Source organism: Brachybacterium squillarum M-6-3, assembly GCF_000225825.1.
GTDB classification, from domain to species: domain Bacteria; phylum Actinomycetota; class Actinomycetes; order Actinomycetales; family Dermabacteraceae; genus Brachybacterium; species Brachybacterium squillarum.
The window spans coordinates 647,247-661,472 of the sequence record NZ_AGBX01000007.1 but is presented as its reverse complement, the minus strand read 5'-3'; the positions used below and the strand labels follow the sequence as shown (position 1 = coordinate 661,472).

17 protein-coding genes, 1 tRNA gene and 3 pseudogenes are annotated in these 14,226 nt (G+C 72.0%); 10 read left to right on the top strand and 11 right to left on the bottom strand.

The annotated features are described in order from the left end of the window. Positions 1-9 precede the first annotated feature (9 nt). A complete protein-coding gene (locus OM98_RS12665; RefSeq protein ID WP_010535001.1) occupies positions 10-801 on the bottom strand; it encodes a methylenetetrahydrofolate reductase in 792 nt (263 codons plus the stop codon). A 2-nt stretch (positions 802-803) separates the two neighbouring features. Then, on the bottom strand, positions 804-2,000 hold the full coding sequence (locus OM98_RS12660; protein WP_029362856.1) for a glycine cleavage T C-terminal barrel domain-containing protein: 1,197 nt from the start codon (positions 1,998-2,000) through the stop codon (positions 804-806). A 100-nt stretch (positions 2,001-2,100) separates the two neighbouring features. Between OM98_RS12660 and OM98_RS12655 the strand changes: the two genes are divergently transcribed. Next, a complete protein-coding gene (locus tag OM98_RS12655) occupies positions 2,101-2,868 on the top strand; it encodes an IclR family transcriptional regulator (RefSeq protein WP_010534999.1) in 768 nt (255 codons plus the stop codon). 57 nt (positions 2,869-2,925) lie between these two features. Here the strand turns inward: OM98_RS12655 and OM98_RS12650 are convergent. The 3 genes from OM98_RS12650 to OM98_RS12640 form a co-directional block, all read right to left on the bottom strand. Beyond that, positions 2,926-3,003: transfer RNA gene (locus tag OM98_RS12650), tRNA-His, on the bottom strand. Positions 3,004-3,126: 123 nt separating this feature from the next. Next, entirely contained in the window at positions 3,127-3,690 is a 564-nt protein-coding gene (locus OM98_RS12645; RefSeq protein ID WP_139017713.1) for a hypothetical protein, read from the bottom strand. Further along, on the bottom strand, positions 3,681-4,019 hold the full coding sequence (locus OM98_RS12640) for a hypothetical protein (protein ID WP_010534997.1): 339 nt from the start codon (positions 4,017-4,019) through the stop codon (positions 3,681-3,683). Before OM98_RS12640 ends, OM98_RS12645 begins: the two co-directional genes overlap by 10 nt. On the opposite strand from OM98_RS12640, the gene OM98_RS12635 reads away from it, so the two are divergent. The 4 genes from OM98_RS12635 (at position 4,018) to OM98_RS12620 (ending at position 6,777) form a co-directional block, all read left to right on the top strand. Further along, on the top strand, positions 4,018-4,236 hold the full coding sequence (locus tag OM98_RS12635; RefSeq protein WP_010534996.1) for a thiamine-binding protein: 219 nt from the start codon (positions 4,018-4,020) through the stop codon (positions 4,234-4,236). The genes OM98_RS12640 and OM98_RS12635 overlap by 2 nt on opposite strands. 13 nt (positions 4,237-4,249) lie before the next feature. After that, complete coding sequence (locus OM98_RS12630) at positions 4,250-4,561, top strand: thiamine-binding protein (RefSeq protein ID WP_029362855.1); 312 nt, start codon at positions 4,250-4,252, stop codon at positions 4,559-4,561. Positions 4,562-5,202: 641 nt separating this feature from the next. Beyond that, positions 5,203-5,505 carry a putative quinol monooxygenase gene (locus tag OM98_RS12625; RefSeq protein ID WP_010534994.1) on the top strand — a complete coding sequence of 101 codons (303 nt, stop codon included), beginning with the start codon at positions 5,203-5,205 and terminating at the stop codon, positions 5,503-5,505. 141 nt (positions 5,506-5,646) lie between these two features. Further along, positions 5,647-6,777 carry an NAD(P)/FAD-dependent oxidoreductase gene (locus OM98_RS12620; protein ID WP_175285988.1) on the top strand — a complete coding sequence of 377 codons (1,131 nt, stop codon included), beginning with the start codon at positions 5,647-5,649 and terminating at the stop codon, positions 6,775-6,777. A gap of 56 nt (positions 6,778-6,833) precedes the next feature. Here OM98_RS12620 and OM98_RS15335 read toward each other — a convergent pair. Beyond that, a pseudogene (locus OM98_RS15335) lies at positions 6,834-7,052 on the bottom strand (ethanolamine utilization protein); the annotation flags it as partial. Here OM98_RS15335 and OM98_RS16285 point away from each other — a divergent pair. Together OM98_RS16285 and OM98_RS12610 are read left to right on the top strand one after the other, a co-directional pair. After that, a pseudogene (locus tag OM98_RS16285) lies at positions 7,044-7,280 on the top strand (thiamine-binding protein); the annotation flags it as partial. The pseudogenes OM98_RS15335 and OM98_RS16285 overlap by 9 nt on opposite strands. 239 nt (positions 7,281-7,519) lie before the next feature. Next, positions 7,520-7,819, top strand: coding sequence for an SEL1-like repeat protein (locus OM98_RS12610; RefSeq protein ID WP_175285987.1), 300 nt, complete (start codon positions 7,520-7,522; stop codon positions 7,817-7,819). Positions 7,820-7,853: 34 nt separating this feature from the next. Here OM98_RS12610 and OM98_RS16280 read toward each other — a convergent pair whose 3' ends face one another. From OM98_RS16280 to OM98_RS12590, 5 genes are all read right to left on the bottom strand, one after another. Continuing rightward, complete coding sequence (locus OM98_RS16280; protein ID WP_245528779.1) at positions 7,854-8,678, bottom strand: sulfatase-like hydrolase/transferase; 825 nt, start codon at positions 8,676-8,678, stop codon at positions 7,854-7,856. Beyond that, entirely contained in the window at positions 8,678-9,031 is a 354-nt protein-coding gene (locus tag OM98_RS16275) for a hypothetical protein (protein ID WP_245528778.1), read from the bottom strand. The genes OM98_RS16280 and OM98_RS16275 overlap by 1 nt, the downstream gene beginning before the upstream one ends. Before the next feature lie 183 nt (positions 9,032-9,214). Then, complete coding sequence (orn, locus tag OM98_RS16435) at positions 9,215-11,119, bottom strand: oligoribonuclease (RefSeq protein WP_029362853.1); 1,905 nt, start codon at positions 11,117-11,119, stop codon at positions 9,215-9,217. A 51-nt stretch (positions 11,120-11,170) separates the two neighbouring features. Beyond that, a complete protein-coding gene (locus OM98_RS12595) occupies positions 11,171-11,764 on the bottom strand; it encodes a CueP family metal-binding protein (protein WP_010534989.1) in 594 nt (197 codons plus the stop codon). Between the two features lie 49 nt (positions 11,765-11,813). Next, on the bottom strand, positions 11,814-12,365 hold the full coding sequence (locus OM98_RS12590) for an iron chelate uptake ABC transporter family permease subunit (protein ID WP_217491421.1): 552 nt from the start codon (positions 12,363-12,365) through the stop codon (positions 11,814-11,816). On the opposite strand from OM98_RS12590, the gene OM98_RS12585 reads away from it, so the two are divergent. The 3 genes and pseudogenes from OM98_RS12585 to OM98_RS16250 all read left to right on the top strand — a co-directional run bounded on the left by OM98_RS12585 (position 12,340) and on the right by OM98_RS16250 (position 14,150). Beyond that, positions 12,340-13,314 carry an ABC transporter substrate-binding protein gene (locus OM98_RS12585; protein WP_010534987.1) on the top strand — a complete coding sequence of 325 codons (975 nt, stop codon included), beginning with the start codon at positions 12,340-12,342 and terminating at the stop codon, positions 13,312-13,314. The two genes, OM98_RS12590 and OM98_RS12585, sit on opposite strands and share 26 nt — an antisense overlap. Before the next feature lie 13 nt (positions 13,315-13,327). Then, positions 13,328-13,642: pseudogene (locus OM98_RS16255) on the top strand (ATP-binding cassette domain-containing protein); the annotation flags it as partial. 61 nt (positions 13,643-13,703) lie between these two features. Continuing rightward, entirely contained in the window at positions 13,704-14,150 is a 447-nt protein-coding gene (locus OM98_RS16250) for an ABC transporter ATP-binding protein (protein ID WP_050812669.1), read from the top strand. Positions 14,151-14,226: the final 76 nt, after the last annotated feature.

Below are 14,226 nucleotides of genomic sequence, written 5' to 3'. Positions count from 1 at the left end.
CCACGAAGGTCAGGAAAGGTCGAGCGAGGCGCCCGCCGCGAGGTCGTTGAAGGAGTAGAGATGCACCCCGGCCACGCCGAGCGCCGGGTCCTCGCGGACGGGCCGCAGCTCCTCCCACAGCGCCGCCGGGTCCCAGCGGCCGCCGACCAGGTGGCGGGCACCGGAGCCCTGATGTCGCAGCATCCGCAGCGAGGGGCCGACGCCGACCTTCCCGGCGATGCGCAGCAGACGCGGCAGCGCCACCGGCCCGGGCAGGCCGATGAGGACGGGGGTGTCCACGCCCAGCTCCCGCAGCCGCCGCAACCAGGCCGCGATCGGATCGGCCGCGAAGCACATCTGGGTGACCAGCACGTCGGCCAGCTCGGCCTTCGCGTGCACGTTCAGCCAGGCGGCATCCGGTCCCAGGTGCGGATGCCCCTCGGGGTAGGCCCCCGCCCCGACCCGCCAGGGAACCTGCAGGTCCCGCAGCGTCCGCAGCAGGTCCAGGGCACGGGTGAAGGAGCCGGCCGGGCGCGGCGCGTCCCCGGCGATCACGAAGACCTCCTCGATGCCTGCTGGGCCCAGGCGCTCCACGATCCGTGCCGCCTCCTCGGGCCCGGAGAGCTGCCGGGCGGCCAGGTGCGGCACTACCCGGTAGCCCTCCCCGGCGAGGGTCTCGGCGAGATCGAGCGTCGCTGCCACCCCCTGCGCGGGGGAGGAGGTGATGGTCAGCGGCACCGCTGGGTCGAGATGCTCCCTCACCTGCGCGGCGATGCCGGGCAGGGGCATCACCTCGACCCGCAGCGGGCTCGGGGCCGTCACGCTCAGGCCGTCCCCGCCAGGGTGCGCACGTCCACCTTGGGCTGCTCCTTGGTGGGGTCGATGAAGGGCTTGGGCACCACGACCGCGTCGACGGGGCCGTGGCCGGTGTCGACCTGCAGCTCGGTGCCGGGGGCGGAGAGCTCGGTCGGCACCAGGGCCAGGCCGATGTTCCGCTCCAGCCGCGGGGAATGGCAGGCCGAGGTGACCTGCCCGACCCGCACCCCGTGGGACTCCACGGGGAAGGCCTCGATCATCGAGCCGTCGTTGTAGGTCCCCAGCCGCTCGCCGCCCATCTCGAGCCCCACCAGCATCCGCGCGGGGCCCTCCTCGCGGACCCGGGCCAGGGCCTCGCGGCCGATGAAGTCGTCGCCGGGGCGCAGATCCACCATCCAGTCGTAGCCCATGCCGACCTCGAAGGGGTTGGTGTCGATCGTGATGTCGGCGCCGTAGGCGAGCATGCCGCCCTCGATACGCCGCAGGTGGCAGGGGCCGATGACCCGCAGGCCGTGCGGGATGCCGGCCTCCCAGACCTTCTCCCACAGGGCCACGCCATTGCGGGAGGCGTCGTGCACGTAGATCTCGTAGCCCACCTCCCCGGTGTAGCCGGTGCGGGAGACCGTCACCGGAATACCGTCGATCTCGAACTCGTGCAGCCAGTAGTAGCGCATGTCCGCGACGCCCTCGCCGACCAGGTCCCGCATCAGCGCGTAGGCCTTCGGGCCCTGCACCTGCACGGGCGCGACGTCGATCTCCTGGACGCTCACGTCCATCCCGGCGAAGGTCGCCACGCCCCGCGCCCACAGCAGGATGTCGCTGTCGGCGATCGAGAGCCAGAAGCGGTCCTCCTCGACCCGCAGCAGGATCGGGTCGTTGAGGATCCCGCCGTGCTGGTCGGTGAGGAAGACGTACTTGCACTGGCCCACCGCGCAGCGGTTCAGGTCGCGGGTGACCAGCATGTTCGTGAAGTCGAAGGCGTCGGGCCCGGAGATCTCGATCTGCCGTTCGACGCCGACGTCCCAGAGGGTCACGCCCTCCAGCAGGGCCCAGTACTCCGCGAGCGGGTCCCCGTAGTGCCGGGCGTGGTACGTGTGGTTGTAGACGCTGTACATCGCGACGCCGTGCTGCCGGGATGCGGCGAAGAACGGGGTCTTCCGGATCCGCGGATACAGCAGGACGTGGGGGCTGGGGTTGATCGGCATCATCGCCTCCCGAGGTCGTTCCGTTCCTCATTGTCCCGCGCGATGCGCGTTGGACGCAATACCATGCGGAGGACGCAATGCTGCAGGCGAGGAGGACCGGATGACTGTGGTGACCGCGGTGCAGTCGGTGGACCGGGCGGCCCGGGTGCTCGAGCACCTCGCCGTCCACGGCGAGGCGAGCATCGGGGAGCTCGGACGGGCGCTCGGGGTGCACGCCTCCACGGCGTCCCGGCTCGTCGCCGCGCTCGCCGAGCACCACCTGGTGGAGCGCACCGACGCCGGGCCCGTGCGGCTCGGTGTGGGCGTGCTGCGCCTGGCCGCCGCCACCCGGGGCCGGCTCGACCTCGCCGAACAGTCCCGGGAGGTCTGCGAGGAGCTCGCCGCGGAGCTGGGGGAGACGATCAACGTGGCCGTCTACCGCGACGGGGCCGCCGTGAACGTCCACCAGTCCCGCGGGCCCAGCACCATCGCCATGCACTCCTGGGTGGGGGAGGCCGCCGCCCTGCACGCCACCGCCACCGGCAAGATGCTGCTCGCCCACCAGGACGAGGCTGAGCAGGAGCGGGTGCTGGGGCTGGTCCGGGAGGCCTTCACCCCGCGGACCGTCACCGCCGTCGCCGCGCTGGAGGCGGAGCTGCGGCGGGCGCGGGGGGCCGGCTGGGTCGCGGCGGTCGAGGAGTACGAGCCCGGACTGGTGGCCGTCGCGGTCCCGATCCGTGAGGAGGACGGGGCGGTGGCAGCCGCGATGTCGGCGGCGGGCCCGGCCTACCGGCTGCCCGCGGAGGGGCTGGACGCGGTCGCGCGGCGGCTGGAGCGCGGCGCCTCGGAGATCTCGGCCCGGATGGGGTGGCGGACGGATCAGCCCTGAGTGGTGGCCGGGCGATGGTCCCGGATGCACGAAACGCCCTGTCACCAGGGCGTTTCTTGGGGGTGATCGACGGGATTTGAACCCGCGACCGCCTGGACCACAACCAGGAGCTCTACCAACTGAGCTACGACCACCATGTGTGGAGCGCGCTCCACAACGAGACGACAGCATACCCGGCGTCGTGCCTGCTCCGCACGTTCAGCGGGCCCTCTGCGCTGTGAGTCACGTCGCGGTGGGGCGCAGCCGCGGGCAGGGTCTTCAGGCCGCCGGCAGCCCGGGCGACGGCGGTGGCTCCACCCCGATCGAGCGACCGTCGGCGGCGGAGAGATAGGTGCGCACCCGGCCCCCGTCGCGGTAGCGCAGAGTCTGCAGGATCGCGAGGGGCTGGTCCCCGAAGTCCTCCTCCTGCTCCGGGACGCGCCAGGGGTCCGGCCCGGTGATGATCGCCAGCCAGTCGTCGTAGGCGCGGGTGTCGGAGAAGGTGATCGTGGGGTGCACGACGACCGTGCGGCCGCTGCTGCGCTCGACCCAGACGTACGAGCGCCGAATCGCCACCCAGATGGTCTCGACGGTGACGACACACAGGAAGCCCACCAGCGCCGCCGCGAGGAATCCCCACAGCCGCGCCGAGCCCCAGCCGCTCGCCGTAGCCGCCTGGTACCAGCCCCACAGCGCCGGCAGGGTGAGGGTGCCGGCCAGCGCGAGCACGCCCAGGACGACCACGATCACGAGGTGGCCGATCCGCTTGCCTCGAGACGCCGTCGTGGTGAAGCGCTCCGGGTGCACGCGCAGGTTGCCGTCCTCGACCTCCGTCACTGCCACGGCGTCGCCACCTGGAGCGGATGGGGTCTGGGGTGTTCGCGCAGCACGGTGCGGCCGTCGATCGCGCCGATCCAGGTGGCCAGGCGGGGGCCGCCGGCGCGATCCACCCAGATGTCGGCGTCGCCGAGGGCCAGACGCACGGTGTCGATCAGCCCCGCGATCGCGACGACGAGGACGAACAGCAGGACCAGCAGGGCTCCCGCGGGCGGGTCCGGATGGAAGAGGGCCACGAGCCCCACCCCGACGGTCAGTGCCCCGAGGGCGAGCAGGGCGAGGGCCGCGATGCGCAGCCCCAGCGACCGCCGCCGCGCGTGGCACGGTAGCCGCATGATCGTCGCCTTCTCGCTGCAGCCGACCGGTGCCCCCTCCGACCCCGCGCTCGAGCGCTCCCTCGCCGAGAGCTCCGACGCCGCCAGTGTGCACGATGCGGTGGCCGCCGCGGTCGCTGTGGTCCGCGCTTCAGGACTGCCGCACCGCACCTCCTCCATGTTCACAAGTATCGTCGATCTAGGACATGGGTCCTTCATCCGGCCCGCAGGAGTCTGAGGAGGGAACCGTCATGTTGCTTGCATTCTCCGTTGCCCCGTCCGGAACTGGCCGCGAAGATGGATCAGTCCACGATGCTGTCGCTGCCGCAGTGAAGGTCGTCCGCGACTCCGGTTTGCCCAATAGGACGTCGAGCATGTTCACCGAGGTCGAAGGTACCTGGGACGAGGTCTTCGGCGTGGTGAAGCGTGCTACCGAGGCCGTTGAGCCATTCGGCTCGCGGGTCTCTCTCGTCATCAAGGCTGACATTCGTCCGGGCTACGAGGGCGAGCTGGACGCCAAGGTCGAACGGCTCGAACAGGCGATCTCGGAGTCGGATGAGTAGTGACTGCTCCCGCAGCCGTCCGAGTCGGTGATCCTCAACTGGACGTGCTATCGGTGCGATGGGCCTCCTCGTCCCTCATGACGAGGAGGCCCCCGCCTTTTCCTCGGATACCACCCCGTGCACGGCTCGCACGGAGACGGCAGTGGTTGCTCCGGTCTCGCGGATGGACGTGCGGTTCTCTCGACGGGCGAGGATGACTGTGCGCCTGTTGTCGTCGATCACCCGCGGCCGGCCACCGTCCTTGCCGCGCTTCCGCGCTGCCTCCAGCCCGTTCTCCGTCCTGCGGACGATGTCGCGACGGCGATCCTCGGCTCACGCGAGCGCGGGGTCGAGGATCAGCGACCGCTCGGTGTGCTCGCCGGCCGCAATGCGCTCTATTACCTTCACGGCGATGCCGCGCTCGAACCGACCGGTCAGGACGATGAGCCCTCCAGGAGATTGCGACCGAGCAACCCCGCGAAGCACTGGAACGGGCCGGCGCTCAGACCGAGGTCCTCTCGATCCACGACGGCGAGATCAAGGCCCGTAGGAACGACCTGGGGGAACCTGATCACCAGCCGCTCACCCGACGACCTGCCTGCGTCCTGCGATACGATCGTGGCGAAATTTGCGAGCAATTCGACCCAGGGAGAGGTGACGTCATGAGCGTGACGAAGGGACTACTTGTCAGGCTGGAGGCCCTGCCCGGCAAGGAAGACGAGGTCCAGAAATTTCTCGGCATCGGGCGAGGGCTCGTCGAGGAGGAACCGGCCACCATCGCGTGGTTCGCGATCCGTCTCGGCCCGTCCTCATTCGGGATCTTCGACGTGTTCCCCGATGACGCCGGCCGCGACGCGCACCTGTCCGGCGCAGTCGCTGCCGCTCTCGGCGAGCAGACCGGCAAACTGTTCAGCGAACCGACGATCGAGAAGCTCGACGTCCTGGGCTCCAAACTCCCCGCCTGACACCACAGAACGGGAGTACTGGCCCAGAAAGGAGGGGTCGCAGCGCGCGGTGACTTCGGGCTTGCACAGCCCGCTGACGTCGTGGTAGCGGCCCCTTCTCTTTCGGCTTATCGCTCATCACCATCAGATCGGAGAACCGCGATGACAGGAACTGACGACGGCGTTGCCACGACGCGTTCACCCGAGGTAGCAGTGATCGGGGGCGGGATCGTCGGTCTGTCGACGGCGTACGCGCTGCGGGAGCAGGGCGTGCCGGTGCGCTTGTACGAGGCTGGTCTGCCCGGGACGGGTCAGTCCGCAGGCGAGTCGCGGATCTTCCGGCATGCCCACGACGACCCGCGACTCGTCGCTTTCGCGCGCGAAAGCCGCGGCATATGGGATGAGTGGGCCGAACGCTTCGACGTCGAGCTGGTCTCACCAGACGGTGTCCTGGCGATCGGGGACAGCGCCCTGGCGCGGCTGCGGGTCCTCGACCAGGTCGGCGGCGTGGAAGCGCACGAGATCGACGCGGCCGAGGTCGCCCAGCGGATGCCGCTGCTCGCTGGGTACTCGGGGCCAGCGGTGCTCGACGAGTCGGGCGGCGCGATCCGTACCCGAGCCGCGATCACGGCACTCACTGGTGCCCTCGCAGATGCGGTCACCACCGGTGAGGTCATCTCCATCGATCCCCGCGCCGACGGGACGGTCGAGGTGCGCAGCGTCACCGACCGGGCTGTCTACTCCAAGGTGGTCGTGTGCGCCGGCCGCGAAACCGCCCGCCTGGCACGCAGCGTCGGCCTGTCGCTGCCGGTTCGCCTCGCCGCACACGTCAGGCTGACCTTCGACGTGAAAGCCGCCGCCCCGGCACGAGTCGCGTGCCTGCAGGACAGCAGCGGCGTCTTCGGCGAAGTCGGCGTCTACGCGACGCCGCTACCGGGCAACAGCAGCTATTCCGTCGGACTCAGCGACACCGTCGGCGTCCGCGACGACGGAACGTTCATCGACCCGGCGGCGATCCGATCGCTGGACGAACGCGCACGCGAATACGTGACACGGGCGCTGCCCGGTCTCCACCCAGAGCCGCGCGACTTCCTGCACTGCTGGGTGACCGACCTCCCGTGGAGTGAGGACGGCGTGGCCGTGTGGGAGGCGGACTCTGTCCTTCTTGTGGCCGGTCACAATTTGTTCAAGCAGGCACCTGCGCTGGGTCGCGCTCTTGCCCGGGCTGCGACCGGCGGCGGTCTCCGCGCCGAGCTCACGCCCGAAGCGCGCCTCGGCGAGGCCCAGAGCTAGGGCGTGTCCCCCAATCGCGGGCGGGGGGTGACCCGCGATTCTGGCCGACACCCTCGTCACATTGGGGTCACGTCGGTGGCTGCCTGCAGTGCGGCGGCACGGTAGCCCGCGGAAGCACCGATGCCCTTGTCCGCGACGTCGGCGGGCGTACCAGCTGCAACCACGGTCCCGCCGGCGTCGCCCGCGCCGGGTTCACGATCGATCACGTGATCGGCCACCGCGACAACGCGCATGTCCAGCTCCGCGGCGACGACCGTGTTGCCCGCATCGAGCAGCGGTTCGTCCTGGCCAGGGTTCCTCGCAGCGGCGGTCGAACAACGACCACCCACACGGAGATCGAGGGCGAATGGGACGAGGTGTTCGAGACCGTCCGGAAGGCGACCGAGGCCGTCGCGCCCTACGGCTCCCGCATCTCCCTGGTCCCCAAGGCTGATATCCGTCCCGGTCACACGGGAGAACTGGAGGGCAAGCTGGACCGCCTGGAGCGGGCGCTCGAGGACCGCAGAGCGCCGAGTACGAGCGGGATCGCGCCGCACTGGCACGCAAGGACACCACGCCGAGCGAGGAGGTCGAGCTGTCGCTGCAGCTCACGGGCGCCTTCGAACGCGGGGACGCGGAGATCGGCCTGCTGCCCGACGACGCCGCGACCGTAGCGGCGAGCCTCGCCGCACGGGCCGCGCAGGCGGGGGACGCGCGGGGCATGTGGATCGTCGGCAAGACCCTCTGCGGTCGGATGTCGCCGATGAGCGACGTCTTCGCCCTGAACGAGAACGACGGGATCGCCTGGCTGCTGCGGGCGAGCGAAGCGGGGGACCGCCGCGCGGTGACCGACACCCTGGGCGTGGCCTTCCACGCCCGCATCCCGGAGGGCGCCGCCTGGCAGGAGCGCGTGGTCGCGATGGGGGAGCGGGAGGTCGCCGAGGGCCGTGCCGAAGCGTTCGTGCACCGCGTCCTCGCGCAGATGTACGCCCGCGGCCAGGGCGTGGAGCGCGACCGGGCGCGGGCCGAGGAATACGCGGAACTCGCCGCGCAGCTCGGCTGAGCTGCCGCCGACCCAGCGGCCCGGCGGGGAGGGCTCAGCCGGGGATCCGGCCGTAGCCCAGGGCGTCCCAGAAGTCGCCGCGCACGTAGCGCTGCTCGGCGTCCGGCACCAGGTCCCAGGCGCGGCGCCTGCCCCGGGAGAGGGCACCCGCCACCAGGGTGCGGCGCTCCTGACTGGCCGGCACCTCGCGCTCCAGCGCCGCCAGGTCGTAGCGCGTGGCGAGGTCCGCGCGCATTGACTCGCGCAGCCCCGCGTGCCCCGGGTCCTCGGCGAGGTCCGTGAGCTCGTGTGGGTCGGCCTCCACGTCGAACAGCAGGTCCGGGTCGCCCGGGCAGACCACCAGCTTGTGGCGGCTCCGCACCAGAGTCAGCTGTGGATGATGCGTGCCCTCGGCCAGGTACTCGATGCGCACGTCCCGCTCGGTGTCGTCGCCCTCGCCGGCAGCCTCGCGGCGCGCGGTGGCCAGCAGGGAGCGCCCGAGCCGGCCCGAGGCGACCGCCTCCGGGTCCTCCTCGACGGGCGTCCCGGCCAGCTCGCACAGGGTGGGCATCAGGTCCAGCAGGGTCACCGGCCGCGTGTAACGGCCCGGCCGCACCCACCGCTCGGGTCCGCGCACGATCAGCGGCACCCGCGCCGAGCGCTCGAAGGGCGACATCGTGTACCAGAGGCCGCGCTCGCCCAGCATGTCGCCATGGTCGCTGGTCACGACCACGACCGTGTCCTCCGCGAGGCCCAGCTCCTCCAGACGCGACAGGATCCGGCCCACGTGGTCGTCGATGTAGCTGATCGCCGCATAGTAGGCGCGGCGGGCCGTGGCCACCTCTGCCGCGGTGGGCGGGGTGCGGTCGAAGCCGCACATCACCCGCAGCCGCTCGCTGTGCGGGTCGGTGGCCGGCTCCGGGTGTGCGCGGGCGGCGGGATCGCGACGTCGGCGAAGCGGTCCCAGTGCTCCCGCGGCGGCTCACAGGGGTCGTGGGGATGGATGAAGCTGCTGACCATGAGGAAGGGCTGCGGCTCCTCGGCGGCCCGGTTCGCGCGAGCACGGTCGGCCAGATGGCGCAGGGAACGGAAGACGACCTCGTCGTCGAAGTCCTGCTGCACGCTGGCCAGGGACACCCCGGCCTCCGCCACCGGCTCCGCATTGTGGTACCACTGCAGGCGCTGCTCCGAGGGCAGCACCCCGTCATCATCGAGGCCCGGGACGGCGAGCACAGCGGCCTCGTGCACAGAGCCCGCTCGAAGACGGCGCCCTCCTCGGCCAGGGAGTCGATCCACGGGGTGCGGGCCGCCGCGTCGCCCTAGGCCCCGAGGCTCGCGGCCGCCATCTGATCGGCCTGGATGACGACGATGTTCGGACCGGTCACGGGGAGTCCTCCTGGTCGGGTCGGCCGGGGGTCACAGCTCCCGGTCGAGCATCCCCTCGCGCAGGGCGGCGGCCATCGCCGGGGCCACCGGCAGCCGCGGCACGATCGTCGCCTGGAAGGCGTGGTAGATGTCGGGCTTGCCCGGCCAGGTGACGCCCTGCGGCTCGTTGTCCGCATCGAGCTCGTGGTGCCAGGAGCCCTCGGCATCGTCCAGCAGGTAGGTGGAGATGTACTCCCACCAGTCCTCGTAGCGCCGCGCCCAGGTGACGTCGCCCGTCACCCGGTACAGCACGGCCGCGGAGTTCACGGCCTCCGCCGCCACCCAGTGCATCCGCTCCTGGGTGACGGGGGTGCCGTCCCAGTCCACGGTGTAGACGAAGCCGGGGGCGCCGTCGCTGCCGAAGCTCGCGGCGGCCTTCTCCATCAGCGCGGTCGCGGCCTCCAGCATCCACTCCGGCGCCTCCCCGTCCACCGCGATCAGCGCGGCGCGGGCCTGCAGCACCAGGCGCGCCCACTCGATCCAGTGGCCCACGGTCGCGCCGTAGGGTCGGAAGGGGTGGGCCGGCTCCTCGCGGTTGTAGTCCAGCAGAGGGGTCCAGGAGGTGTCGTAGTGCTCGGGCAGCGACCAGTCCTGGGCGCGGGCGAACTCGTCGATCGCGCGGGTGGCGATGCCGACGGCGCGGTCCAGCCAGAAACGGTCCCCGGTGACGTCGGCCGCGGCCAGCAGCGCCTCCACGGTGTGCATGTTCGCGTTGATCCCGCGGTAGTCCTCGCAGTCCGCGAAGGTGCGGTCGAAGGTGTCCACACTCAGCCGCGCCTCGGCGTCGAAGAAGCGCTCGTCGAGCACCGCGAGGGCCTCCTCCAGCAGCTCCGCCGCGCCCGGCCGTCCGGCCGCGGTGGCGGAGGCGGCCGCGAGCACCACGAAGGCGTGGGCGTAGGCCTGCTTGGAGTCGTCCACGGGCTTCCCCTCGGCCACGGAGGCGAACCAGCCGCCGTGCTCGGCGTCGCGGAACACCCCGCGCAGGGAGGCGATGCCGTGATCGGCGAAGCGCCCCAGGTCGGGGCGGCCCATCAAATGGCCGAGGGCGAAGCAGTGCGTCATCCGGCAGGTGATCCACAGCTCCGCGGGGCGGGAGAGGTCCGGCTCGCCCTGCCCGTCGAGCCAGGCGAAGCCGCCGTCCTCCCGCACCGACTCGGTGCCGAACAGCAGCAGCTCGTCGCCCTCGCCCTCCAGCCAGCGGTGGTGGGAGGGCAGGTCCAGCCAGGGGGTGCGCGGCGCCACGGGGGCGGAGGGCTCGGCCGCCTCGGAGCCGTCGGCGGGCAGCTCGAAGGCCTTGGAGGCCTCCTGCGCCTGGGCGGTGGTGGGGCCCGGAGGCGGCACCATCAGCACCTCGCGGTAGTACTTCAGCTCCTGGATCGACTCGCGGATGTCCGCGAGCGCCCGGTGGCCGCCGTGCTTGGCGGGCACGTTGTAGTAGACACGGGGGAACCAGCGCTTGGCGAGCTCCTTGATGCTGGAGACGTCGATGGTGCGGTAGGACAGCCACCCGGCGAACTCCGGCACGTCGCGGTCCAGGAAGGCGCGGTCGGTGCCGACGCTGTTGCCGGCCAGCGGGGCCTTGCCCGGCTCGGGGCAGAACTCGCGGACGTAGGCGAGGCAGGCCTCCTCGGCCTCCCGCATGCTCATCCCGCCGTCCAGCTCCTCGAGCAGGCCCGAGGTGGTGTGCATCTGCCGCACGAAGGGCTCCATGCCGTCCAGGGCACCCTCCGGGGGACGGATCACGACGTCGACGCCCTCCCCGAGGACGGCCAAGTCGGCATCGGTGACCAGGACGGCGATCTCGATCAGCGCGTCGCGCTGCTTGTCGAGACCGGTCATCTCGCAGTCGACCCAAATGATGCGGTCAGCGGTGGCACGGGAGGATCGGGAACTCACGGGGTCAGCCTAACGGGAGCGGGCACACCGGATCGGGACGGAGCCCTGCGCTCACGTCAGGTGCAGCGAGGTGAGGCAGGTGAGGTCGTCCGCGGAGGTGCCGATCTCGGCCTCGCCGCTCAGCCCGTCCTGCGCGAGGGTCAGCAGGCAGCGGCCATCCCGCGGCAGCCACAGCCCCAGGAAGCCGTTCTCATGGGTGGTGCGGGCCTCGTCGAGCACCACCTTCTCGCTGTCCAGGTCCACGACGCGCACCTGCATCTCCTGCCCGCCCAGCTCGCCCAGGCAGGTGGTCAGCGAGTGGTGGAAGCATTCGTGGGTGGACTCCACGTAGGGCGCGACGGAGAGCGGGAAGGGCTCGCCGGACAGGGACACGGCGGTCTCGGAGCCGTCGGTGTCGGTGAGCACCACCTCCGCGGGGCGCACCGAGGCCAGGAAGTCGGAGGGGCGCTCCGCCAGGGGCAGGGCGTCCAGGGTGTCCACCAGGCTGCGGCCCTCCATGGCCGCCACCTGATCCAGGGTGAGCAGTCCGTCCACGGAGCCGGTGGCGCCGTCGGTGCCCGCGTCCTCGCCCGAGCAGGCGGTCAACAGGGCGGTGGCGCCGGCGGCGAGGCCGAGCAGGGCGGTGCGGCGGGTGGGGGAGGACATGTCTCCAGTCTGCCCAGGACCGCCCGGCCGGTGCACGCCGGACGTCCCGTCAGCTGCGCCGCAGCACCATCCAGGCCAGGTACACGCCGCCGACGGCCGAGGTGATGAGGCCCACAGGGATCTGGAAGGGGCTCAGCAGACGCTGACCGAGCAGCTCGGAGACCACCCTCACCAGGGCGCCCATCGCGGCGGCCGGGAGGATCCCGGTGCCCGGCGCCCGGGCCAGGCGGCGGGCGATCTGCGGGGCCGCGAGGGCCACGAAGCCGATCGGCCCCGCCGTGGCGACCCAGACCGCGGCCAGCACCACCCCGGCCGCCATCGCCCGGATCCGGGTTAGGCGCAGGTCCACCCCCACCCCGGCGGCGACCTCCTCCCCGAGGTCCAGGGCGCGCAGCTCGCCCTGCCGGCCGAGCGCGAGCACGAGCAGCACGAGCAGCACCAGCACCGGCCCCCAGCCGATCGCGTGCGGGCTGCCGAGCTGCCAGACGATGATCGCCTCGGCGCTGTCGTCGTGGGCGAGCAGACCGCGAACCACCTCCCACGGTCCGAGCGGGTTCGAGACGATCGCGAGGCTCGTGACCATCAGGGTCGCCAGCAGCACGACGACGAGGACGGCGGCTCCGACGACGGCCCGGGCCCGCGCGCTGCTCGCCTCCGGCCAGCTCGGGGCGCTGCTGATCACCGGATGCTCGTCCTCGAAGGACGGTGCGACCTCCAGCGGCTCCGGGAGCTCCGACGGCTCCGGCGCCTCCGACGGCGGCTCCGGTTACGTCACCCCGCGCACCGTGCCGGAGGGCAAGGGCAGCGGCGAGGACGACGACGTCTTCCCCCTCACCGTCCTCCACTTCGCCGGGGAGACCGAGATCCCCGCCTACCTGTACGAGGCCTTCCCCGATCAGCAGGAGGCGCTGGACGCCTGCACGAACGTCGGCGGCCGCTCCGAGCCCGACATCGAGGAGATCGCCAACCTCGAGCCCGACCTGATCCTGCTGAATCAGGCCGGGACGGACGACGAGTCCGTCCACGACAGCCTCTCCGCGATCGCCCCCACCCTCGTCACCCAGGGCACCGGCCTGTCCTGGAAGCAGGACCTGCTGCTGCTCGCCGACGCGATCGCGAAGCGGCAGGAGGCCGAGACCTGGTCGGACGACTTCCATACCCGCGCCGCCGAGGCCGGCGCCGGCATCAGCGGGGACCCCACCGTCTCCCTGCTGCGCCGCAACCGCGACCGGATCCGCGTGTTCGGCGTGGCCTCCTTCGGCGGCTCCGTGCTGGAGGACGCCGCCGTCGCCCGCCCCGAGGGCCAGGCCTTCACCGACGAGACCTCCGTGGACCTCTCCCAGGAGGACCTCGCCGACGCCGATGCCGACTGGATCCTGTTCGGCGTGCAGGGCGGCGACGCCACCGAGATCACCGACCTGGCGCTGTGCCCCCCGCTGGGCTCCGTCGAGGCCGACCAGGCCGTGCAGGTCGACGACGACACCTTCTACCTGAACACCGGGCCCACCGCCGCCTCGCTCGTGCTCGTTCTCCTCGAGTCGACCCTCTGAGGCTCCCGGAGTGATGGCGGCCCCCGGGGTCTGCGCGCCGAGAGCCTGCACGTCCGCTACCCCCGGGGCCGAGGCTGATGCGGTCGACGGGGTGAACGTCGCCCTGCACCGCGGCACCCTCACCGTGGTCGTCGGCCCCCACGGCTGCGGCAAGCCCACCCTGCTGCGGGAGATGGGCCGGATCCTGCGGCCCCGCGACGGGCAGGTCACCCTCGACGGGCGGGCGCTCGCCGAGCACGGCACCCGCGAGTTCGCCCGCGCCGTCTCCTTCCTGCCGCAGTCCGCCAGCGCGCCGGGGCAGATGACCGTCGCCGACCTGATCTCCCGCGGACGCTTCCCCCCCCCACCAGGGCCTTCTGCGGCAGTGGAGCAGCGCCGACGAGCGGGCCGTGCTCTCCGCGATGGAGCGCACGAAGGTCGCCGGGCTGGCCGCGCGGGAGGTCGCGACCCACTCAAGCGGGCAGCGGCAGCGGGTGTGGATCGCGATGGTGCTGGCTCAGGTGACCGACGTGGTGCTGCTGGAAGACCCCACCACGTTCCTGGACGTCGTCCACCAGATGGAGGTGCTCGACCTCTGCCTGGAGCTGCGCCAACGCGACGGGGTGAGCATCGTGGCAGTGCTGCACGACCTCGGCCAGGCCGCCCGCGACGCCGAGCACATGGTCGCGATGCGCGACGGCCGGATCCACTCCCAGGGCGAGCCCGCGGAGGTGATCACCCCGACCTTGCTGCGGGAGGTCTTCGGCATCGAGGACCGCGTGATCGAGGACCCCGAGACCGGCTCCCCTCTGGTGGTGCCGTCGGCGGGACCGGCCCTGCGGCGCCGACGGGGTTGAGGCCGGGCAGGAGGTGCGCGCACGGATCCGCCATCCTGGCTACCATGCGGTCACCGGACCTCGCCGAGGAGGTCGG